Here is a 23,440-nt window from a genome sequence, read left to right as displayed (position 1 = left end):
TATGGGGGGGTTCCAGAGCGGTCAAATGGGACGGACTGTAAATCCGTTACTTCGGTTTCGAAGGTTCGAATCCTTCTCCCCCCACACCAAACAGTTTGCGAGCTGTTAGTAGATGAAAGTCTAAAGTAAAATCGCAAACAAAGCGGAAGTAGCTCAGTTGGTAGAGCGATAGCCTTCCAAGCTATAGGTCGCGAGTTCGAACCTCGTCTTCCGCTCAAATTTTTAAGTATTGATTTTTAGTCTCTGTCTTCTTTGATAATATTATATCTAAAGGTGGAGGCATTAATCTGTAGAAGGAATTTTCGAAAAGCCGAAGTAGCTCAGGGGTAGAGCACTTCCTTGGTAAGGAAGAGGTCGTGGGTTCAAATCCCATCTTTGGCTCGTACAACATTGTATAACAAATAGAGAAATATTTATAATTACTAATTCGCATAAACATGGCAAAAGAGAAATTTGACCGTAGTAAACCACACTTAAACATTGGTACAATCGGTCACGTTGACCACGGTAAAACTACTACAACTGCAGCTATTACTAAAGTATTAGCAGACGCAGGTTTATCAGAAGCTCGTTCATTTGATTCAATTGACTCTGCTCCTGAAGAAAAAGAGCGTGGTATCACTATTAATACTGCACACGTTGAGTACTCAACAGCTAACCGTCACTATGCGCACGTTGACTGTCCAGGTCACGCCGATTACGTGAAAAACATGGTTACTGGTGCTGCTCAAATGGATGGCGCTATCATCGTAGTTGCTGCTACTGATGGTCCTATGCCTCAAACGCGTGAGCACATCTTATTAGGTCGTCAAGTAGGTATCCCTGCTTTAGTTGTTTTCTTAAACAAAACTGACTTAGTAGATGATGAAGAATTATTAGACTTAGTTGAAATGGAAGTTCGTGAATTATTATCATTCTACGATTATCCAGGAGATGATGTTCCAGTAATTAAAGGTTCTGCTTTAGGAGCTCTTAACGGTGAGCCTGAGTGGGTTGCTAAAATTATGGAATTAATGGATGCTGTTGATAACTACATTCCAATCCCTCCACGTTTAACTGAATTACCTTTCTTAATGCCAGTAGAGGATGTATTCTCGATCACAGGTCGTGGTACTGTTGCTACAGGTCGTATTGAAAGAGGTGTAATCAACTCTGGAGATCCAGTTGAAATCTTAGGTATGGGTGCTGAGAACTTAAAATCTACAGTAACTGGTGTTGAGATGTTCCGTAAAATTTTAGATTACGGTGAAGCTGGTGATAACGTAGGTTTATTGTTACGTGGTATTGAGAAAACTGATATCAAACGTGGTATGGTTATCTGTAAACCAGGATCAGTAACTCCTCACGATTATTTCAAAGCTGAGGTTTACGTTTTATCAAAAGCTGAAGGTGGTCGTCACACACCATTCTTTAACAAATACCGTCCTCAATTCTATTTCCGTACAACAGATGTAACTGGTGAGATTTCATTAGCTGAAGGTACTGAAATGGTTATGCCAGGTGATAACGTTACGATCACTGTTAAATTGATCTCTCCTATCGCTATGGAAAAAGGTCTACGTTTCGCTATCCGTGAAGGTGGTAGAACTGTAGGTGCTGGTCAGGTAACTGAAATTTTATAATCTGAAAAGATTCTAAAATCACCATATAGTAAGCTAATCAGTTCATACTGATTAGCTTATTTTTTCAATCTGAAATATTGATTAAAAAACAATAAAAAAAGATTAAAAATATTTGCAGGAGATAGTTTAAAACACTATATTTGCATCATCAAAATAAGAAATACACGGGAATAGTTCAACGGTAGAATAGAGGTCTCCAAAACCTTTGATCAGGGTTCGAATCCTTGTTCCCGTGCTTAATAAATAAACTGAAAATGGCAAAAGTACTTGATTTTTTTAAAGACTCTTATGTCGAGATTACAGAGAAGGTTACTTGGCCTACTTGGGGTCAGTTACAAAACTCCGCTGTGATCGTACTTGTTGCTTCTGTTATCATAGCATTATTGGTTTTTATAATGGATAAAGCTTCAAGCAACGTATTGGAGTTGTTGTACGGTATTGCTTCTTAATTTCATCAAACATTATTTATGGCAGATCAAAGTTTAAAATGGTACGTAGTTCGTGCAGTGAGTGGTAAGGAGAAGAAGGTAAAGCAATATATTGATGCCGAAGTGAGCCGTTTAGGGATTGAGCATTTGGTTACTCAGGTGTTGATTCCTATGGAGAAGTACTATTTGATGCGTGATGGAAAAAAAGTGGCTAAGGAGCGTAACTATTATCCTGGATACGTTTTGTTAGAGGCTGTTTTGGATGGTGAGTTAGAGCATATCATTAAAGGAGTTAATAGTGTTATTGGATTTTTAGGAGATAAAGCAGGTAATGCTATTCCTTTACGCCAAGCGGAAGTTAATCGTATCTTAGGTAAAGTAGATGAGATGGCTGAGCAAGGTGAGACCATTAATGTACCATACTACGTTGGTGAAACAGTGAAAGTGAATGATGGTCCATTTAACGGTTTTACTGGTGAGATCGAAGAAGTTCACGAAGACAAGAAGAAATTAATCGTGATGGTGAAAGTTTTTGGAAGAAAAACACCATTGGAATTAAACTACATGCAAGTAGAAAAAGAATAATAAAAAGAGCAAAGTTTAACCTTTGCTCTTTTTATGTTGAAAAATATTTGTATTTAGTTTTTATTATACATATCTTTGCACCTCATTTGGTGGTTAAACGCAAGTTAATAGCCAAGTGAAATAATAAATGTTACGTTATTTGCTTCCAACTTACTAACAAACATTTAATAATTTAATTCAAAACAAGATGGCAAAAGAAGTCAGTGCGTTAGTAAAATTACAAGTTAAGGGCGGAGCTGCGAATCCATCTCCACCAGTAGGACCTGCGTTAGGTGCTAAGGGTGTGAACATTATGGATTTCTGTAAACAGTTCAATGCTCGTACGCAAGACAAACCAGGAAAAGTATTGCCTGTTGTCATTACAGTTTACGCCGATAAATCTTTTGATTTTATCATTAAAACTCCACCAGTTGCTATTCAATTGAAAGAAACTGCTGGTTTAAAAAGCGGTTCAGGTGAGCCTAACCGTAAAAAAGTAGCTTCAGTTACTTGGGAACAAGTAGAAGTTATTGCTAAAGATAAAATGGTAGATTTAAACGCGTTTACTTTAGATGCTGCTATGAGAATGGTAGCTGGGACAGCACGTAGTATGGGTATTACTGTATCAGGTAATGCTCCTTGGAACAATTAATTAAGAAATCAATTTAAGAAAAGTGGCTAGATTAACAAAAAATCAAAAAGCGGCACTATCCAAAATTGAAGCTGGTAAAGCATACTCTTTAAAAGAAGCTTCGGCTTTAGTTAAAGAAATTTCATTGACCAAATTCGATGCTTCTGTGGATATCGACGTTCGTTTAGGCGTAGATCCTCGTAAAGCAAATCAAATGGTTCGTGGTATTGCAACTTTACCTCACGGAACTGGTAAAACTGTACGTGTTTTAGTTTTATGTACTCCTGATAAGGAAGAAGAAGCTAAAGCAGCAGGTGCTGATTTCGTAGGTTTAGATGAGTATATCAGTAAAATTGAAGGCGGTTGGACTGACGTTGATATCATTATTACAATGCCTAGTGTGATGGCTAAAGTAGGTAAATTGGGTCGTATTTTAGGTCCAAGAAACTTAATGCCAAATCCTAAAACTGGTACTGTAACTACAGAAGTAGGTAAAGCAGTAACAGATGTAAAAGGCGGTAAGATTGATTTCAAAGTTGATAAAACTGGTATCATCCATACTTCAGTTGGTAAAGCGTCGTTCGATGCAGACAAAATTTATGAAAACGCATTAGAGGTATTACAAACTATCTCTCGTTTGAAACCGTCTGCAGCTAAAGGAACATACTTTAAAAGCATTCACATTTCATCAACTATGAGTCCTGGTATTCATATTGAAACTAAATCAGTAGCGGGTATTTAATCATGAGAAAAGAAGAAAAACAAGAAATTGTTCAAGCTTTGGCCGAGCAGATTAAATCTTACGGTAATTTCTATATTACTGACACTTCTAATTTATCGGTAGAAAAAGTGAATGGCATTCGTCGCAAATGTTTCGAAAGTGATATTGAAATTAAAGCTGTTAAAAACACTTTAATCAAAAAAGCATTAATCGAAGCTGGTATCGATTCAGATGAGATCGTAGGTACATTGAAAGGTGCGTCTACAATGATGTTTTCTGAAATCGCAAATGCTCCAGCGAAATTAATTCAAGCTTTACGTAAAGAAGGTGACAAACCTTTGTTAAAAGCTGCTTATATCCAAGAAACTGCATTTGTAGGTGACAATCAGTTGAAAGCATTAGTGAGTCTTAAATCTAAAAATGAGCTCATCGCTGACGTTATCGCTGCATTGGAATCTCCTGCTAAGAATGTTATTTCAGCTCTTCAATCGGGTGGAAATACAATTTCAGGTTTAGTAAAAGCTTTAGAACAAAGAGGTTAACGAATACTCTTTTTAAATAAAACATTCGTTCTATTATTAATAACAATTTTTCATAACGACATTCAAAAATTCAAAATAAAATGGCAGATTTAAAACAACTTGCTGAACAGTTAGTAAACTTAACAGTAAAAGAAGTTAAAGAATTAGCTGATATCTTAAAAGACGAGTATGGTATCGAGCCTGCTGCTGCTGCTGTTGCAGTTGCTGCTGCTCCAGCTGAAGGTGCTGCTGCTGCTGAAGAGAAAACATCTTTCGATGTTATCTTGAAAGAAGCTGGTGGTGCTAAATTAGCTGTAGTTAAATTAGTAAAAGATTTAGCTGGATTAGGCTTGAAAGAAGCTAAAGATTTAGTTGATGGCGCTCCTAAAGAAATCAAAACTGGTGTTTCTAAAGATGAAGCAGAAGCTTTGAAACAACAATTAGAAGAAGCTGGAGCTGTTGTTGAGATTAAATAATCTTACATAACAAGCCCTCAAAAGGTTTAGACTCTGACGTATTTTCGTTAGAGTCTATTCCTATTTATGATATTTCACTACTAGTCTATGTGTGTGCTGAACATAGTCCAAATGTAGTAATAACAGCATAGTTAAGCTCAGTTTTTTTAAAACTAAAATTCATATCCCCTTGGCAAACAATAATATTCAACAAGAAAGAGTAAATTTTGCGACAAGCAGGAAAGTTCTGGAATATCCAGATTTCTTAGATGTGCAATTGCAATCTTTCAAGGAGTTTTTTCAACTAGAAACTACTTCTGACAACCGCCATCAGGAAGGGCTGTTCAAGGTATTCTCGGAAAACTTCCCTATTTCTGATTCTAGAAACATTTTTGTTCTCGAGTTTTTGGATTATTTCATTGATCCTCCTCGCTATGATATACAAGAATGTATCGAACGTGGGTTAACTTATAGCGTTCCTTTAAAGGCAAAGTTAAAGTTATCATGTAATGATGAAGAACACGAAGATTTCGAGACTATTGTGCAGGACGTATATTTGGGAACTATCCCATATATGACACCGAAAGGTACTTTCGTGATCAATGGTGCGGAGCGCGTAATCGTATCTCAATTACACCGTTCACCTGGCGTTTTCTTTGGTCAAAGTAGACACACAAATGGTACTAAACTTTATTCTGCAAGGGTAATTCCTTTTAAAGGATCTTGGATTGAATTTGCAACTGATGTAAACAACGTCATGTATGCTTATATCGACCGTAAGAAAAAATTCCCAGTTACTACTTTATTACGTGCTATCGGTTATGATTCTGATAAGGATATCTTAGAATTATTTGATCTTGCCGATGAAATTAAAGTAAGTAAGTCTGGTCTAAAAAAATACGTGGGTCGTCGTTTGGCGGCAAGGGTATTGAAAAAATGGATTGAAGATTTCGTTGATGAGGATACTGGTGAAGTGGTATCAATCGATCGTAATGAAATTATCCTTGAACGTGAGACTGTTTTAGAAGAAGATCACATTGATTTGATCATCGATGCTGGAGTAAAATCAATTATTTTAGCAAAAGAAGATGCTTCAAACAATGCTGACTATTCAATTATATATAACACATTACAAAAAGATACGTCTAACTCTGAGAAAGAGGCAGTAGAGCATATCTACCGTCAATTGCGTAACGCTGAACCACCTGATGAGGAAACTGCTCGTGGTATCATCGATCGTTTATTCTTCTCGGACAAACGTTATGATTTGGGTGATGTAGGTCGCTACCGCATTAACCGTAAATTGAAATTAAATACTCCTGATGAAACGAAGGTACTGACTCGTGAGGATATCATCGCAATCGTGAAGTATTTGATTAACTTAATCAACTCTAAAGCTGAGGTGGATGATATTGACCACTTATCTAACCGTCGTGTACGTACAGTAGGTGAGCAGTTGTACGCACAGTTTGGAGTAGGTCTTTCTCGTATGGCTCGTACCATTCGTGAGCGTATGAATATTCGTGATAATGAGGTTTTCACACCTACTGACTTAATTAATGCACGTACGTTATCGTCTGTGATTAATTCTTTCTTTGGTACTAACCAGTTATCACAGTTCATGGATCAAACCAACCCTCTTGCGGAGATCACGCACAAGCGTCGTCTTTCAGCTTTAGGTCCAGGTGGTCTTTCTCGTGAGCGTGCAGGTTTCGAGGTTCGTGACGTTCACTATACGCACTACGGTCGTTTGTGTACAATCGAGACTCCTGAGGGACCAAATATTGGTTTGATTTCTTCATTAGCAGTTCACGCTAAGATTAATAATTTAGGTTTTATCGAAACTCCTTACCGTCGTGTTGAAGATGGTCGTGTTGTGGTAGAAGAGCCTGTTCATTATTTATCTGCTGAGGACGAAGATGAGAAAACAATCGGTCAAGCCAATGCGCAGTATGATGATAATGGTAATTTTATCGATGCTAAAGTAAAAGCAAGATATTTTGGTGACTTCCCGGTAATCGAACCTACACGTTTGGATTATATGGACGTTGCTCCGAACCAGATTACATCTATTGCGGCCTCATTGATTCCTTTCTTGGAACATGATGATGCCAACCGTGCATTGATGGGATCAAACATGCAGCGTCAAGCTGTTCCAATTTTGCGTCCACAAGCTCCTATCGTTGGTACTGGTCTAGAAGCACGTGTTGCGAAAGATTCCCGTACATTAATTAATGCAGAGGGTAATGGTGTGGTTGAGTATGTAGATGCAGATGAAATTAAAATTCGTTATGACCGCACTGATGATGACCGTTTAGTGTCATTTGATGATGATGTCAAAACATATAGATTGATCAAATTCAAGAAAACCAATCAGAATACGTGTATGAACTTAAAACCTATTGTAGGTAAAGGTCAACGTGTGACTAAGGGTCAGGTATTATGTGAAGGTTATGCAACTGAAAATGGTGAATTAGCATTAGGTCGTAACTTAAAAGTTGCATTCATGCCTTGGCAAGGATATAACTTTGAGGATGCGATCGTTATTTCTGAGCGTGTAGCAAAAGAAGACTGGTTTACTTCTCTTCATATTGAAGAGTTTGAATTGGAAGTTCGTGATACAAAACGTGGTGAAGAAGAATTAACGGCAGATATTCCTAACGTTTCGGAAGAAGCGACCAAAGACTTAGATGAAAACGGTATTATCCGTATTGGTGCTGAAGTTAATGGTGGTGATATCTTGATCGGAAAAATCACTCCTAAAGGTGAGTCAGATCCTTCTCCAGAAGAGAAATTATTACGTGCAATCTTTGGTGACAAAGCTGGTGACGTTAAAGATGCTTCATTAAAAGCTTCTCCTTCATTGAAAGGTGTTGTAATTGATACGAAGTTATTTGCACGCGCTAAGAAAATGTCTAAAGAAGTTGAGCGTAAAACATTAGAGAAATTGGAAACAGCACATGAAAGAGCTGTTAAGATTTTGAAAGAACGTTTGGTAGAGAAATTATTTACAATTGTGAATGGTAAAACTGCTCAAGGGATCTATAATGTTTATAAAGAATTGTTAGTAGCTAAAGGGGCTAAGTTTACTCAAAAAATCTTAGCAGAATTAGACTATAATAATATCAACCCTACAGGTTGGACAACTGACGAAGATAAGAATGAAATGATTAAAGCTTCTTTACACTTCTATAACATCAAGTTAAATGAAGAGTTAGGTGCTTTCAAACGTGATAAATTCGCAGTTTCTGTCGGTGATGAGTTACCATCAGGTATTGTTCAAATGGCTAAAGTTTACGTTGCTAAAAAACGTAAATTGAAAGTAGGGGATAAGATGGCAGGTCGTCACGGTAATAAAGGTATTGTTGCACGTATTGTACGTGATGAAGATATGCCTTTCTTAGATGATGGAACACCAGTAGATATCGTGTTAAACCCACTGGGTGTACCTTCTCGTATGAACTTAGGACAGATTTACGAAACTGTTTTAGGTTGGGCTGGTCAAAAATTAGGTGTTAAATTTGCAACTCCTATTTTCGATGGTGCCGAAAAAGAAGAGGTAGAGGACTGGGTTGCTAAAGCTGGTTTACCTGCTTCAGGTAGAACTTACCTTTACAACGGTTTAACAGGTGAGCGTTTTGACCAACCAACTACAGTTGGTGTGATCTATATGTTGAAATTAGGTCACATGGTTGATGATAAGATGCACGCTCGTTCTATCGGACCATACTCATTGATTACACAACAACCATTGGGTGGTAAAGCTCAGTTCGGTGGTCAGCGTTTTGGTGAGATGGAGGTTTGGGCATTAGAGGCATTCGGTGCATCTAATATCCTACAAGAAATCTTGACTGTGAAATCGGATGATGTTGTTGGTCGTGCGAAAACTTACGAGGCTATCGTAAAAGGAAACAATTTACCAACTCCATCGGTACCAGAATCGTTTAACGTATTGGTACATGAGTTACGTGGTTTAGGTTTAGATATCACATTGGATTAATTAAGCAAAAAGGAAGTTTTAGTGATCGCTATGATCACTAAAACTTTTTCATAAAGCTTTAACTTTTGAATAAGTATGTCTTACAAAAAAGATAATAAAATTAAAAGCAACTTTACATCAATTACTGTAAGCTTGGCGTCTCCAGAAACAATCTTAGAGCGTTCAAGTGGTGAAGTTGTAAAACCGGAAACGATTAACTATCGTACCTACAAACCAGAACGTGATGGTTTATTCTGTGAGCGTATCTTTGGTCCTGTAAAGGATTATGAATGTCACTGTGGTAAATACAAACGTATCCGTTATAAAGGTATTGTATGTGACCGTTGTGGTGTTGAAGTTACGGAGAAAAAAGTACGTCGTGAGCGTATGGGACACATTTCATTAGTGGTTCCTGTTGCACACATCTGGTATTTCCGCTCTCTTCCAAATAAAATTGGTTATTTATTAGGTCTTCCTACTAAAAAACTGGACATGATTATCTACTACGAAAGATATGTAGTTATTCAAGCTGGTATTAAAGAGGATGATGGTATCAACTATATGGACTTCTTGACTGAAGAGGAATATTTAGATATTTTAGATACATTGCCTAAAGAAAACCAATATTTAGATGACAATGATCCTCAAAAGTTCGTTGCTAAAATGGGGGCTGAGGCATTAGAAGAATTATTGAAACGTATTGATTTAGATAAATTATCTTATGATTTACGTCACCAAGCGGCTAACGAAACTTCTCAGCAACGTAAAAATGAGGCTTTAAAACGTCTTCATGTTGTAGAGGCATTCCGTGGTTCAAGAGATCGTATTGAAAATCGTCCTGAATGGATGATCGTAAAAATCGTTCCTATTATTCCACCAGAATTACGTCCATTAGTTCCTTTAGATGGTGGTCGTTTTGCGACTTCAGATTTAAATGATTTATATCGTCGTGTTATTATTCGTAATAACCGTTTGAAACGTTTAATTGAAATTAAAGCTCCAGAAGTAATTTTACGTAATGAAAAACGTATGTTACAAGAGGCTGTCGATTCATTATTCGATAACTCACGTAAAGTTAACGCAGTGAAAACTGAAGGTAACCGTGCGTTGAAATCATTATCTGATATCTTAAAAGGTAAACAAGGTCGTTTCCGTCAAAACTTATTAGGTAAGCGTGTGGATTATTCGGCTCGTTCGGTAATCGTCGTTGGACCTCACTTGAAATTACATGAGTGTGGTTTACCTAAGGATATGGCAGCAGAACTTTACAAACCGTTTATCATTCGTAAGATGATCGAGCGTGGTATCGTGAAAACTGTAAAATCAGCTAAGAAAATTGTAGATCGTAAAGATCCAGTTGTTTGGGATATATTAGAAAACGTGTTGAAAGGTCATCCGGTATTATTAAACCGTGCACCTACGTTACACAGATTGGGTATTCAGGCTTTCCAACCTACTTTAGTAGAGGGTAAAGCTATTCAATTACACCCATTAGTGTGTACCGCGTTTAACGCCGATTTTGATGGTGACCAGATGGCAGTCCACTTACCTTTAGGTAATGCTGCAGTTTTGGAAGCTCAAGTTTTAATGTTGGCAGCGCACAATATTTTAAACCCTGCAAATGGTTCTCCTGTAACAGTACCTTCTCAGGATATGGTTTTGGGTCTTTATTATATCACAAAAGGCCGAAAAAGTACTCCAGAACAAATCGTTCATGGTGAAGATATGATTTTCTATTCTGCAGAAGAGGTTATTATTGCTTTGAATGAGAAGAAAATTGATTTGCATGCTTTTATTAAGGTAAAAACTAAAATCAGAACTAAAGATGGTAGTATCGTTGATACTTTATTAGATACAACAGTTGGTCGTGTTATATTCAACCAAGTTGTTCCTCATGAAGTGGGATTTATCAACGAATTATTAACGAAAAAATCTTTACGTAATATCATTGGAGAAATTGTGAAAACTACGGGTATGGCTCGTGCTGCACAGTTTTTGGATGATATGAAAGAATTAGGTTTCCAGACAGCTTTTAAAGGTGGTCTATCGTTCAACTTGCAAGATTTGAACATTCCTGATGCTAAAGCTGATTTAATTCAACAAGCGACAAACGAAGTTGAAGAAGTAATGAATAACTATAACATGGGTTTCATTACCAACAACGAACGTTATAATCAAATCATCGATATTTGGACACGTATCAACAATAAGTTGACATCACACGTAATGGATATCTTATCGAATGACAACCAAGGATTCAACTCTGTATATATGATGCTTGATTCTGGTGCACGTGGTTCGAAAGAGCAAATTCGTCAGTTGTGTGGTATGCGTGGTTTGATGGCTAAACCTCAAAAATCAGGTTCAGCAGGTGGTGAAATTATTGAAAACCCGATTTTATCAAACTTTAAAGAAGGTCTTTCAGTATTAGAATACTTTATCTCTACCCACGGTGCACGTAAAGGTCTTGCCGATACGGCATTAAAAACGGCGGATGCGGGTTACTTAACTCGTCGTTTACATGACGTTGCACAAGATATGATCGTTATTGATCAAGACTGTGGAGGTTTAAGAGGTATTTATACAACGGCATTAAAAGATAATGATGATGTTGTAGAACCATTATACGATCGTATTTTAGGTCGTGTATCGTTGTACAATGTATATGATCCAGAAACAGGTGAGTTGTTAGTAGAGGCTAATCAAGACATCGAAGAAGATATTGCTGAACGCATTGAATCTTCAGGTATTGAAGGTGTTGAGATTCGTACCGTGTTAACATGTGAATGTAAACGTGGTGTATGTGCTAGCTGTTACGGTCGTAACTTGGCGTCTGGTAAACGTGTTCAATTGGGTGAAGCTGTAGGTGTAATTGCAGCACAATCAATTGGTGAGCCAGGTACACAGTTGACACTTCGTACGTTCCACGTCGGTGGTACGGCTTCTAACATTGCTGCTGAGTCCCAGATTTCTTCTAAATATGCCGGTACAGTTGAGTTTGAAAACTTACGTACGGTATCTCAAGAAGGTGAAGATGGTACGCATCAAGTAGTATTGGGTCGTTCTGGTGAGATCAAAATTTTGGATGAAACTAGAAAAGTATTATTCCAACAAAATATCCCTTACGGTTCTCAATTGTTCGTTGAAGAAGGAAATAAGGTTGCTAAAGGTGATAAGTTAGTATCATGGGATCCATATAATGCTGTTATTATCTCGGAGTTTGCTGGTAAAGTGGAGTTTGATGCGATTGTAGAAGGTGTAACTTTCCGCGAAGAGTCAGATGAGCAAACTGGTCACAAAGAGAAAGTAATCATTGAAACTCGTGATAAAACGAAAAACCCTGCGATCAAGATCTTAGACAAAAAAGGTGAAGTAATTCGTACGTACAACATTCCAGTAGGAGCTCACGTTTCTGTAGCGGATGGTGTAACTGTAAAAGAAGGTGGTATCTTAGTTAAGATTCCTCGTTCTACAGGTAAAACTCGCGATATTACGGGGGGTCTACCTCGTGTAACGGAATTATTCGAAGCACGTAACCCTTCTAATCCAGCTGTAGTAACTGAAATTGATGGTGTTGTAACTTTAGGTGGTGTTAAACGTGGTAACCGTGAGATTTCTATCGAATCACGCGATGGCCAAATTAAAAAGTACCTTGTTCCACTTTCGAAACATATCTTAGTACAGGACAATGACTTTATTAAAGCTGGTATGCCTTTATCAGATGGTTCGATCTCTCCAGCAGATATCTTATCAATCAAAGGTCCATCAGCAGTACAGCATTATATCGTAAATGGTATTCAAGAGGTTTACCGTCTTCAAGGTGTAAAAATCAATGATAAACATTTTGAAACAATTGTTCACCAAATGATGCAAAAAGTGAATATTGAAGATCCAGGAGATACACGTTTCTTAGAGAAAGAGGCTGTTAACAAATGGGACTTCATGGAAGAAAATGATTCGCTTTACGACAAAAAAGTTGTGGTAGAGGCTGGTGATTCTAATGATTTACGTCCAGGTCAAATTGTTTCTTTACGTAAGTTGCGTGAAGAAAACTCAAGCTTGAGACGTCGTGATTTAAAATTAGTAGAGGTCCGTGACGCAATTCCTGCGACTTCAAGTCCTTTATTACAAGGTATCACTAGAGCTTCATTAGGTACGAAATCATTTATCTCTGCAGCATCTTTCCAAGAGACTACAAAAGTCTTGAACGAAGCAGCTATAGCAGGTAAACGTGATAATTTATTAGGTTTGAAAGAGAATGTAATTGTGGGTCACTTAATTCCTTCAGGTACAGGTCTTCGTCAATATGGTAACATTATCGTAGGTTCACGTGAAGAATACGATCAATTATTAGCTTCGAAAGAAGAAGATTAATAATTTTTTAATCATACTTGAAAGGGTTGCAGATTTTGTCTGCAACCCTTTTTTTATGATGTAGGATGTTATCAATTGCTGCTCTATTGCCGTGTGTAGGTATCTATGTGGTATCAGATCTTATTGTTGGTTTTTGTTGCAAAATGATTCTTGACGTAACACTCTAAGACCAATATCAGCAGTATTTGCTCAACCTGTCTATGGACATCTGTTTAATAAGAGTAGATTCCTTCTGCTGCTATTCCCAATCATGATGGTATATCGTTGAAAGGAACAAGTAGGAGCAAGGCCGTATAGGAACATTTTTCAGCTTAACAGCCCGATAACCTGAAAAGATTATACTCCGCCGATCACAGGAAAGTTCGAAAAAAAGTCCGATATCTTTATTATTTCTGTCGGGCACAGTCTTTTTTTTGCAGTACCAAATAGGCAGATACAGTAAAATCAAAAAATTTGCACAACAAATAAGCCCCAAAGAACAGTTGCCAAAAACATCTCCGATCAGCTATTAACCTCCCGATATTCCCGGATAGGCCACACTATCGGAACGCTGCTTGCAAATCAATCACACAATGTTACAGCAAGTTAAAGATAATATGAACAAATAAGACAGAAAACATTAGGAAGTGAAGGATAAAAGTTCCTATCTTTGCACCACTCCGCAAGGGAGGAACGGCTGATCCGAAAGGGGAAGCACTGAAAAAAGAAGGGTTTAATTTAGTTTAAACGCAGAAACGAAAGGAAAATAAAAAAATAAATTTTCACATTTATTTTGGAGATACCAAAAAGATTTCTACCTTTGCAGTCCCAACGGAAACGAAGGGGAAACAAAACAAGACCGATACCGGCGCAATGCCGACATCATATAGAGCCGAAGCGAGATGCGGGAGCGAAGAAAGTTCTTTAAAAATATAATCATGTAACGTAACGAGTAGTGTTGAGAAACAACGAAAGTTAAAAAAAATCAACCTGTTCAATTTTAGAATTAGAAATAAAATACAAGACAATTCTATTTATTATAAATAGTCTTGATCTTACACTTCATTTTACAATGGAGAGTTTGATCCTGGCTCAGGATGAACGCTAGCGGCAGGCCTAATACATGCAAGTCGGACGGGATTGAAATTAAAGCTTGCTTTGATTTCATGAGAGTGGCGCACGGGTGCGTAACGCGTGAGCAACCTACCCATATCAGGGGGATAGCCTCTCGAAAGAGAGATTAACACCGCATAACATCATTTACCGGCATCGGATTATGATCAAATATTTATAGGATATGGATGGGCTCGCGTGACATTAGCTAGTTGGAGGGGTAACGGCCCACCAAGGCTACGATGTCTAGGGGCTCTGAGAGGAGAATCCCCCACACTGGTACTGAGACACGGACCAGACTCCTACGGGAGGCAGCAGTAAGGAATATTGGTCAATGGAGGGAACTCTGAACCAGCCATGCCGCGTGCAGGATGACTGCCCTATGGGTTGTAAACTGCTTTTGTCAGGGAATAAACCTTTCCACGTGTGGGAAGCTGAATGTACCTGAAGAATAAGGATCGGCTAACTCCGTGCCAGCAGCCGCGGTAATACGGAGGATCCAAGCGTTATCCGGATTTATTGGGTTTAAAGGGTGCGTAGGCGGTCCTATAAGTCAGTGGTGAAAGACGGCAGCTTAACTGTCGCAGTGCCTTTGATACTGTAGGACTTGAATCTATTTGAAGTGGGCGGAATAAGACAAGTAGCGGTGAAATGCATAGATATGTCTTAGAACTCCGATTGCGAAGGCAGCTCACTAAGTTAGTATTGACGCTGATGCACGAAAGCGTGGGGATCAAACAGGATTAGATACCCTGGTAGTCCACGCCCTAAACGATGATAACTCGATGTTTGCGATACACAGTAAGCGTCCAAGCGAAAGCGTTAAGTTATCCACCTGGGGAGTACGGTCGCAAGATTGAAACTCAAAGGAATTGACGGGGGCCCGCACAAGCGGAGGAGCATGTGGTTTAATTCGATGATACGCGAGGAACCTTACCCGGGCTTGAAAGTTAGTGAATGATCCAGAGACGGATCAGTCCTTCGGGACACGAAACTAGGTGCTGCATGGCTGTCGTCAGCTCGTGCCGTGAGGTGTTGGGTTAAGTCCCGCAACGAGCGCAACCCCTATGTTTAGTTGCCAGCACATTAAGGTGGGGACTCTAAACAGACTGCCAGCGTAAGCTGTGAGGAAGGTGGGGACGACGTCAAGTCATCATGGCCCTTACGTCCGGGGCTACACACGTGCTACAATGGATGGTACAGCGGGCAGCTACATAGCAATATGGTGCTAATCTCTAAAAGCCATTCACAGTTCGGATTGAGGTCTGCAACTCGACCTCATGAAGTTGGATTCGCTAGTAATCGCGTATCAGCAATGACGCGGTGAATACGTTCCCGGGCCTTGTACACACCGCCCGTCAAGCCATGAAAGTTGGGGGTACCTAAAGCATGTAACCGCAAGGAGCGTGTTAGGGTAAAACCGATAATTGGGGCTAAGTCGTAACAAGGTAGCCGTACCGGAAGGTGCGGCTGGAATACCTCCTTTCTAGAGCATTCAGGATTGAAGCTCGTTACGTACACACATGATTTATATAAGAAACAAATAAGAAACAAAAACATTTGAAGAAATGTGCCCATCCCTGATTGGATGGTCCAGAGAGATAGAAAGATAAGCTAGTCCCGTAGCTCAGTTGGTTAGAGCACTACACTGATAATGTAGGGGTCAGCAGTTCAAATCTGCTCGGGACTACCATTAACAACACGGGGAATTAGCTCAGCTGGCTAGAGCACCTGCCTTGCACGCAGGGGGTCATCGGTTCGACTCCGATATTCTCCACAGGTATCCGCGCCGTATAAGATATTTACGGCAGATAAAGCGGAAACAAAGAGTTCTTTGACATATTGAAAGAAAAAAAATTACAAGAGAAGACAACAGTAGAGACAATACTGTGGTGTGCCTGATGTATTATGAAGACCCTCGGTCAAGGCCGAACGGATTAATGCGTAGCACCATGGTTATATATCAAAAAGCAACCCATAGTAGCAAAAGGGCTATGAGGTGAAGAAAGTAAATAAGGGCACACGGGGGATGCCTAGGCTCTCAGAGGCGATGAAGGACGTGATAAGCTGCGATAAGCTTCGGGGATTAGCAAATGTGAGATTGATCCGAAGATTTCCGAATGGGGCAACCTAGCATACTGAAGGTATGCTGTAAAATACGCGAACGCGCTGAACTGAAACATCTAAGTAGGCGTAGGAGAAGAAAATAATAATGATTTCCCAAGTAGTGGCGAGCGAACGGGAAAGAGCCCAAACCAACTTTGTTACGGCATGGTTGGGGTTGTAGGGCTGCGAAGTGGCATTAGCAAACAGAAGTGGAATGGGATGGGAAGCCCAGCGATACACGGTGATAGCCCTGTACACGTATAGAATGCTAGCCTAGCAGTACCCTGAGTACCGCGGGGTCGGAGACGCCCTGTGGGAATCTGTCAGCACCATCTGATAAGGCTAAATACTCCTGAGAGACCGATAGTGAACTAGTACCGTGAGGGAAAGGTGAAAAGAACCTCGAACAGAGGAGTGAAAAGAACCTGAAACCGTGTGCTTACAAGCGGTCGGAGCTGGCAGGTCCAGTGACGGCGTGCCTTTTGCATAATGAGCCTACGAGTTACTCTTGTCTGGCAAGGTTAAGTGGTTCAGCCACGTATCCGAAGCGAAAGCGAGTCTTAATAGGGCGCATAGTCAGATGAGGTAGACGCGAAACCTTGTGATCTACCCTTGGGCAGGTTGAAGTTGCAGTAACATGTAATGGAGGACCGAACCGATAAACGTTGAAAAGTTTCCGGATGACCTGAGGGTAGGGGTGAAAGGCTAATCAAACTGGGAAATAGCTCGTACTCCCCGAAATGTTTTTAGGAACAGCGTCGGCATGGAGTCTTATAGAGGTAGAGCTACCGATTGGGTGCGGGGGAGTCAAATCCTACCAAATCCAGACGAACTCCGAATGCTATAAGATATGGCCGGCAGTGAGGCTTTGGGTGCTAAGGTCCAAGGCCGAGAGGGAAAGAACCCAGACCATCAGCTAAGGTCCCTAAATATACGCTAAGTTGAACTAACGAGGTCCGATTGCCTAGACAGCTAGGATGTTGGCTTGGAAGCAGCCATTCATTTAAAGAGTGCGTAACAGCTCACTAGTCGAGCGATCGGGCGTGGATAATAAACGGGCATCAAGTGTATTACCGAAGCTATGGATTCATACTGAAATATGTATGTCTGGTAGGGGAGCATTCTATTTACGGCGAAGCGGTCTGGTAATGGTCCGTGGAGTGGATAGAAAAGCAAATGTAGGCATAAGTAACGATAAGGCGGGTGAGAAACCCGCCCACCGAAAGACTAAGGTTTCCTGATCAACGCTAATCGGATCAGGGTTAGTCGGGGCCTAAGGCGCATCCGAAGGGAGTAAGCCGATGGACAACTGGTTAATATTCCAGTACTTTTTATAACTGCGATGTGGTGACGGAGTAGTGACACTGCCGCGAACTGACGGAATAGTTCGTTAAAAGGCGTAGGTATAGGGACGGTAGGCAAATCCGCCGACCCTGCTGAAACCCAATAGTACAGCAAAGCTTCGGCGGCGCTGATAGAGCAGGTAAACAGACTTCCAAGAAAACCCGCTAAGCTTCAGGTTATAAAAACCCGTACCGTAAACCGACACAGGTAGTCGAGGAGAGAATCCTAAGGTGCTCGAGTGAATCATGGCTAAGGAACTCGGCAAAATGGCCCTGTAACTTCGGGAGAAGGGGCGCTTCCTCCAGCAATGGAGAAGCCGCAGTGAAAAGGCCCAGGCGACTGTTTAACAAAAACATATGGCTTTGCAAAATCGAAAGATGAGGTATAAGGCCTGACACCTGCCCGGTGCTGGAAGGTTAAGAGGGGATGTCATCGCAAGAGAAGCATTGAATCGAAGCCCCAGTAAACGGCGGCCGTAACTATAACGGTCCTAAGGTAGCGAAATTCCTTGTCGGGTAAGTTCCGACCTGCACGAATGGTGTAACGATCTGGGCGCTGTCTCAGCCATGAGCTCGGTGAAATTGTGGTATCGGTGAAGACGCCGATTACCCGCAACGGGACGGAAAGACCCCATGCACCTTCACTATAGCTTAACATTGGAATTGGGTACAGGATGTGTAGGATAGGCGGGAGATGTTGAAGTGGCTTCGCCAGGAGTCATGGAATCAACCTTGAAATACCGCCCTTTCTGTATTCGGTTTCTAACTCGGTTATGCCGAGGACATTGTTTGGTGGGTAGTTTGACTGGGGTGGTCGCCTCCAAAAAGGTAACGGAGGCTTTCAAAGGTAAGCTCAGTACGCTTGGTAACCGTACGCGGAGTGCAATGGCATAAGCTTGCTTGACTGTGAGACCAACAAGTCGAACAGGGTCGAAAGACGGACATAGTGATCCGGTGGTTCTGTATGGAAGGGCCATCGCTCAAAGGATAAAAGGTACGCTGGGGATAACAGGCTGATCTCCCCCAAGAGCTCATATCGACGGGGAGGTTTGGCACCTCGATGTCGGCTCGTCACATCCTGGGGCTGGAGAAGGTCCCAAGGGTTGGGCTGTTCGCCCATTAAAGTGGCACGCGAGCTGGGTTCAGAACGTCGCGAGACAGTTCGGTCCCTATCTGTTGTGGGCGTTGGAAGTTTGAGTGGATCTGTCCTTAGTACGAGAGGACCGGGATGGACTGACCGCTGGTAAACCAGTTATGCCGCCAGGTGTACGGCTGGGTAGCTACGTCGGGAATAGATAAGCGCTGAAAGCATCTAAGTGCGAAACTAGCCACGAGATGAGACTTCCTTATAGGGCCGTAGTAGACTACTACGTTGATAGGTTGCAGGTGTAAAGGTAGAGATATCATAGCTGAGCAATACTAATCACCCGAAGCTTTCTCAAGCAACGCAGACACTGTTGTCTTCCTCTTTTAGTTTTTCTTTCAATTGTCTATAGATTAGTATGTTGGATGGGATATTGTATATTTCATTCTTATGACTAATAAAAACATTTTAGGTGCCTATATCGGCGGTGTCTACCTCTTCCCATTCCGAACAGAGCAGTCAAGCCCGCCAGAGCCGATGGTATTGCCGTAACAGGTGGGAGAGTAGGTCGGTGCCTTTTTTTATACAGAAGCCCTTGCTAAGCAGCAGGGGCTTTTTTGTGCTCTAAACTTTTTCGATTAATTGTTATTATATCGATTCTTCTTATATATGCTAACTTAAACTCCTAAATTTATTATATATTTGAAATGCTTTTATTTCAGCACTGATGTCACAAATAACGATTATAGAATTAGCAGAACGTTTAGGTTTATCCAAGTCAACGGTATCACGAGCTTTTCGGGATGGTAATGATATTAACCCCAATACAAAAGAACGTATTTTAAAAATGGCGGATGAATTGGGATTTTCACCCAATATGTATGCCAGCAACCTAAGAGCTAATAAAAGCAATACGATTGCGATCATTATTCCTGAATTTGGTAATAAATTTTTTAGCCAAGCGATTAAAGGTATTGAACTGGTAGCTCGATCTAAAAATTATCATACTTTAATTTATGTGACGGATCATCGGGTAGATAAGGAAGCATTAATAATCAGATCGCTAATCAATGGTCGTGTGGATGGGGTCATTATGTCTGCTTCGGGTGAAGGTCATGATCATAGTCATCTTCAAGTTTTAAAAGATAACAATATCCCCATTGTGTTTTTTGATAGAACTTACGATGATGTCAATACATCTTATGTAACAGGTAATGATTTTGAAGCTAGTTTTGCGGCGACGTCTCATTTAATCGAAAATGATTGTAAACGTATAGCCTATTTAGTGATTAATCAAAATGTTTCCATTGGAAAAGTACGTCTGGCAGGATATCGAGCTGCCTTAGAAAAATATCAAATTCCTTTTGATAAAAACTTGATTCTGGATACCGTTAATGAGTCTGATGGTAATATGGAAGACATCAAAAATCTGTATCGTATACAGCAACCTGATGGACTATTTGCATCGGTGGAACGCTTGGCCATTTCGGCTATGCGTGTGGCCAAAAACGAAGGAATATGTATTCCTTCAGAATTGAAATTGATCTGTTTTTCTTGTTTAGATATTGCGGATCTGTTAGAACCAGCATTAAGTGTCGTGAAACAGCCAGCTTATGAAATGGGTAAGATGGCGACAGAATATCTTTGCCAATTGATTGCTAAACCGATTATCTTCTCTAACCAAGAAGTCACTTATCTTGAGTCTTCATTAATTTTTCAAAAATCTAGTAAAAAAAATCACTAAAAAGTTTGGATTTAACTCTTTAGCTTTCTATCTTAGATAAATATTGGGAACGTTCCCAATATGAGATTACCAATTGTAAAGGGATTTTTGCTTTTAATTTATAGTATATTTTTCGAATAGGCTATCTTTTTATACCAAGTATTGGGAACGTTCCCATTTTTAAGTGTACCAATTATAAGGAGTTATGAAACATTACTTTATTTATGTATTTTTCAGTATATCGATTATTTTTTTTGGATGTAAAAAAAATAATCCTAGTGCTATAGTCGTAGATGAAGGAATAGCTCCAAGTGAGGTCGGCTTACTAACAACCAATAAACTATTTAATTATTGGGATGAATCAATTACTTTCTTTTTTGATGTCAATAAGGGTAATAGCGCATTGGTCTCCACTGATGGTCCGCTGTATCTACATATCGGTCTTATCACATCCAATAGTAAAGATCAGCATGATTGGAAGGAAGTTGCAACAGATTGGTCAAAAAATGAAGATGCCTATAAACTGACTCGTCAAACAGATGGTAGGTATAGCATTACGATCAATCCGAGTCAGGTCTTTAAAGGAATTAGCAGTAGTCAGGTTATTAAAATCGCGTTATTGCTACGAAATGCTGATGGGACTAAAGTTCAAAGAAATAAAGATGGTTCGGATATGTATGTTGACATAGCCACAAAAGGTGAAACGAATATTCGATTTTTAAAACCTTACACGCAACCTACATATTTGTTAAAAGCGGAAAAAGATGCTTATTTAATAAATGAAGAGCTCGCTATTGAGGTGTTGTCCACAGTAGCGGGTAAACTTTCTATGAGTATTGATGAGGTTGAGCAAGAAAGTATGAATGGTGCATTGCATCAAACATTTAAATGTAAATTTGCTACTGTTGGTTTGCATCTGATAACTGCTCGTATTGAAGTCAATGGAAAGAAATTCGTAAGACAATTACAGGTATTTGTTAATGATAAAGCTGAAATTGCAGCATTACCAGCTGGTATCAATAAGAATGGTGTAACGATCGACAGGCAAAAAAAGACAGTGAGTTTTGCTGTAACAGCTCCAGGTAAATCAACTATATTTTTATTAGGCAGTTTTAATAATTTTCAACCGGAATCAACCTACGTATTGAAACAGACACCTGATGGAAATACGTGGTGGTTGACCTTAAATGATCTCGATTTTTCAAAAAAGTATGCTTATCAATTCTTAATTGACGGTCAATTAAGAATAGCTGATCCATACAGCAATCTGGTTTTAGATCCCCTATATGACAGTAGTCTAGGAAGTTCAATTGCTGACTTACCGTCATATCCAATACAGCAGACGACAGGTCAGGTCAGTATATTAGAATTGAATCGTGCGGAGTATCCTTGGAAAGTAGAGCATTTTAATAAACCAAATCCTTATGATCTAGTCATCTATGAGTTGCTCACGCGTGATTTTTCAAAACCACATAATTTTAATGCTATCCGCGATTCAATTCCTTATTTGAAACGACTGGGTATTAATGCTGTCGAATTGATGCCTGTTCAGGAAAGTGAAGGGAATTCAAGTTGGGGTTACAATCCTTCTTATCATTTGGCATTGGATAAGTATTATGGTCGTGCGCATGAACTGAAGAGTCTCGTAGATCATCTTCATGAGGAAGGTATCGCGGTAATCCTAGATGTGGTGCTTAATCATGCTTTTGGACAATCACCATTGGCTCAGCTGTATTTTCAAGGGCAAACATCAAATTCAAATAATATCTGGTTTAATAGGACGCCGACCCATCCTTTTAATGTAGGGTATGATTTTAATCATGAAAGTTCCTATACACAGACGTTTGTGAAGGATGTCTTGAAGTATTGGATCCAAGAATTTAAGATTGATGGTTTTCGTTTTGATTTATCAAAGGGATTTACACAGCAAAATACGGGTACTTCAGATAGTAACGTCGGCTCTTGGTCTGCCTATGATGCTAGTCGGGTTTTGATTTGGAAAAATTATCATGATTATCTTAAAACTCTTGATCCAAGTTGCTACGTCATATTGGAACATTTTGGTTCTGATCAAGAGGAGCAAGAACTGGCTGCGGAGGGGATGTTGTTGTGGAATAATTTAAATGGAACTTTTAATGAAGCAACAATGGGCTATAATAATGGTTCAAAATCGGATCTAAGTAGATTATTTGCTGAATCTCATGGTTTTCAAACACCTAATATGGTGACTTATATGGAATCACATGATGAGGAACGTATTCAGTTTAAGAATGCGCAATATGGTTATGTGGATGGATCCTATTCTGTAAAGGATCTTACAACGGCATTAGAGCGAACCCAAGTGGCTGCAACATTTTTGCTAGCTAGTCCTGGACCTAAAATGATCTGGCAATTTGGTGAGTTTGGTTATGATGTATCGATTGATGAAAATGGTCGGACAGGTGAAAAACCACTGAAATGGGATTATTTAGCAAATGTCTCACGTAAACGTTTATTTGATCATTATGCAAAATTGATCCAGTTGAAAAGAGCAAATCCAATTTTTAGAAAAGCAAGATTATTATCGTCTTCACTGCAAGAGGGATTAAAATATTATCTGATGACTGATGGTCATCAGACCATATTTGTTGTCGGAAATTTTGATACCATGAATAGACAATTTCAAATAACAGCAGGCTTAGCGGGGAATTGGTATGATAATATGGCTCAATCAAATCTAAATTGGGTTCAAAATGATCATATTATAATTAAGCCTGGTAATTATTATCTTTTAAGTAAAACTAAATTAATAAACTAA

Annotated in this window: 11 protein-coding genes, 6 tRNA genes and 3 rRNA genes; all 20 read left to right on the top strand. The window is 39.6% G+C overall.

Annotated features, from left to right (window positions below):
* Positions 1-3: 3 nt before the first annotated feature.
* The 20 genes from MUB18_RS01165 to MUB18_RS01070 all read left to right on the top strand — a co-directional run bounded on the left by MUB18_RS01165 (position 4) and on the right by MUB18_RS01070 (position 23,440).
* Positions 4-84, top strand: a tRNA-Tyr gene (locus tag MUB18_RS01165).
* A 58-nt stretch (positions 85-142) separates the two neighbouring features.
* Positions 143-215, top strand: a tRNA-Gly gene (locus tag MUB18_RS01160).
* A gap of 94 nt (positions 216-309) precedes the next feature.
* Positions 310-381, top strand: a tRNA-Thr gene (locus tag MUB18_RS01155).
* A gap of 56 nt (positions 382-437) precedes the next feature.
* Complete coding sequence (tuf, locus tag MUB18_RS01150) at positions 438-1,622, top strand: elongation factor Tu (protein ID WP_045752394.1); 1,185 nt, start codon at positions 438-440, stop codon at positions 1,620-1,622.
* Between the two features lie 164 nt (positions 1,623-1,786).
* Positions 1,787-1,857: transfer RNA gene (locus MUB18_RS01145), tRNA-Trp, on the top strand.
* 19 nt (positions 1,858-1,876) lie between these two features.
* A complete protein-coding gene (secE, locus tag MUB18_RS01140; RefSeq protein ID WP_045752393.1) occupies positions 1,877-2,071 on the top strand; it encodes a preprotein translocase subunit SecE in 195 nt (64 codons plus the stop codon).
* An 18-nt stretch (positions 2,072-2,089) separates the two neighbouring features.
* Complete coding sequence (gene nusG, locus MUB18_RS01135) at positions 2,090-2,635, top strand: transcription termination/antitermination protein NusG (RefSeq protein WP_248754745.1); 546 nt, start codon at positions 2,090-2,092, stop codon at positions 2,633-2,635.
* Between the two features lie 187 nt (positions 2,636-2,822).
* Positions 2,823-3,266 carry a 50S ribosomal protein L11 gene (rplK, locus tag MUB18_RS01130; protein ID WP_045752391.1) on the top strand — a complete coding sequence of 148 codons (444 nt, stop codon included), beginning with the start codon at positions 2,823-2,825 and terminating at the stop codon, positions 3,264-3,266.
* Between the two features lie 22 nt (positions 3,267-3,288).
* Positions 3,289-3,987: a 50S ribosomal protein L1 gene (rplA, locus tag MUB18_RS01125; protein ID WP_045752390.1), complete on the top strand. Its 699-nt coding sequence runs from the start codon at positions 3,289-3,291 to the stop codon at positions 3,985-3,987.
* 2 nt (positions 3,988-3,989) lie between these two features.
* Positions 3,990-4,508 (top strand): 50S ribosomal protein L10, encoded by a 519-nt coding sequence (gene rplJ / locus MUB18_RS01120; protein WP_045752389.1) that lies wholly within the window; start codon positions 3,990-3,992, stop codon positions 4,506-4,508.
* 80 nt (positions 4,509-4,588) lie between these two features.
* A complete protein-coding gene (gene rplL / locus MUB18_RS01115) occupies positions 4,589-4,963 on the top strand; it encodes a 50S ribosomal protein L7/L12 (protein ID WP_045752388.1) in 375 nt (124 codons plus the stop codon).
* A 169-nt stretch (positions 4,964-5,132) separates the two neighbouring features.
* Positions 5,133-8,942, top strand: a complete 3,810-nt coding sequence (rpoB, locus tag MUB18_RS01110; RefSeq protein WP_045752387.1) for a DNA-directed RNA polymerase subunit beta — start codon at positions 5,133-5,135, stop codon at positions 8,940-8,942.
* A gap of 75 nt (positions 8,943-9,017) precedes the next feature.
* Positions 9,018-13,295, top strand: a complete 4,278-nt coding sequence (rpoC, locus tag MUB18_RS01105) for a DNA-directed RNA polymerase subunit beta' (protein WP_045752386.1) — start codon at positions 9,018-9,020, stop codon at positions 13,293-13,295.
* 1,048 nt (positions 13,296-14,343) lie between these two features.
* A 16S ribosomal RNA gene (locus tag MUB18_RS01100) occupies positions 14,344-15,873 on the top strand.
* Between the two features lie 130 nt (positions 15,874-16,003).
* Positions 16,004-16,080: transfer RNA gene (locus tag MUB18_RS01095), tRNA-Ile, on the top strand.
* Positions 16,081-16,090: 10 nt separating this feature from the next.
* A tRNA-Ala gene (locus tag MUB18_RS01090) sits at positions 16,091-16,164 on the top strand.
* Between the two features lie 225 nt (positions 16,165-16,389).
* Positions 16,390-19,278 (top strand): 23S ribosomal RNA (locus MUB18_RS01085).
* A gap of 110 nt (positions 19,279-19,388) precedes the next feature.
* Positions 19,389-19,500, top strand: a 5S ribosomal RNA gene (rrf, locus tag MUB18_RS01080).
* The 16S, 23S and 5S rRNA genes sit together here with 2 tRNA genes alongside, the layout of an rRNA operon.
* A gap of 147 nt (positions 19,501-19,647) precedes the next feature.
* Complete coding sequence (locus tag MUB18_RS01075; RefSeq protein WP_248754744.1) at positions 19,648-20,664, top strand: LacI family DNA-binding transcriptional regulator; 1,017 nt, start codon at positions 19,648-19,650, stop codon at positions 20,662-20,664.
* A gap of 184 nt (positions 20,665-20,848) precedes the next feature.
* Positions 20,849-23,440 carry an alpha-amylase family glycosyl hydrolase gene (locus MUB18_RS01070; protein ID WP_248754743.1) on the top strand — a complete coding sequence of 864 codons (2,592 nt, stop codon included), beginning with the start codon at positions 20,849-20,851 and terminating at the stop codon, positions 23,438-23,440.

This window comes from Sphingobacterium sp. PCS056 (assembly GCF_023273895.1).
In the GTDB taxonomy this organism is placed as follows: domain Bacteria; phylum Bacteroidota; class Bacteroidia; order Sphingobacteriales; family Sphingobacteriaceae; genus Sphingobacterium.
The sequence above is the reverse complement of the archived record's forward strand: the minus strand, read 5'-3'. Positions and strand labels throughout refer to the sequence as shown.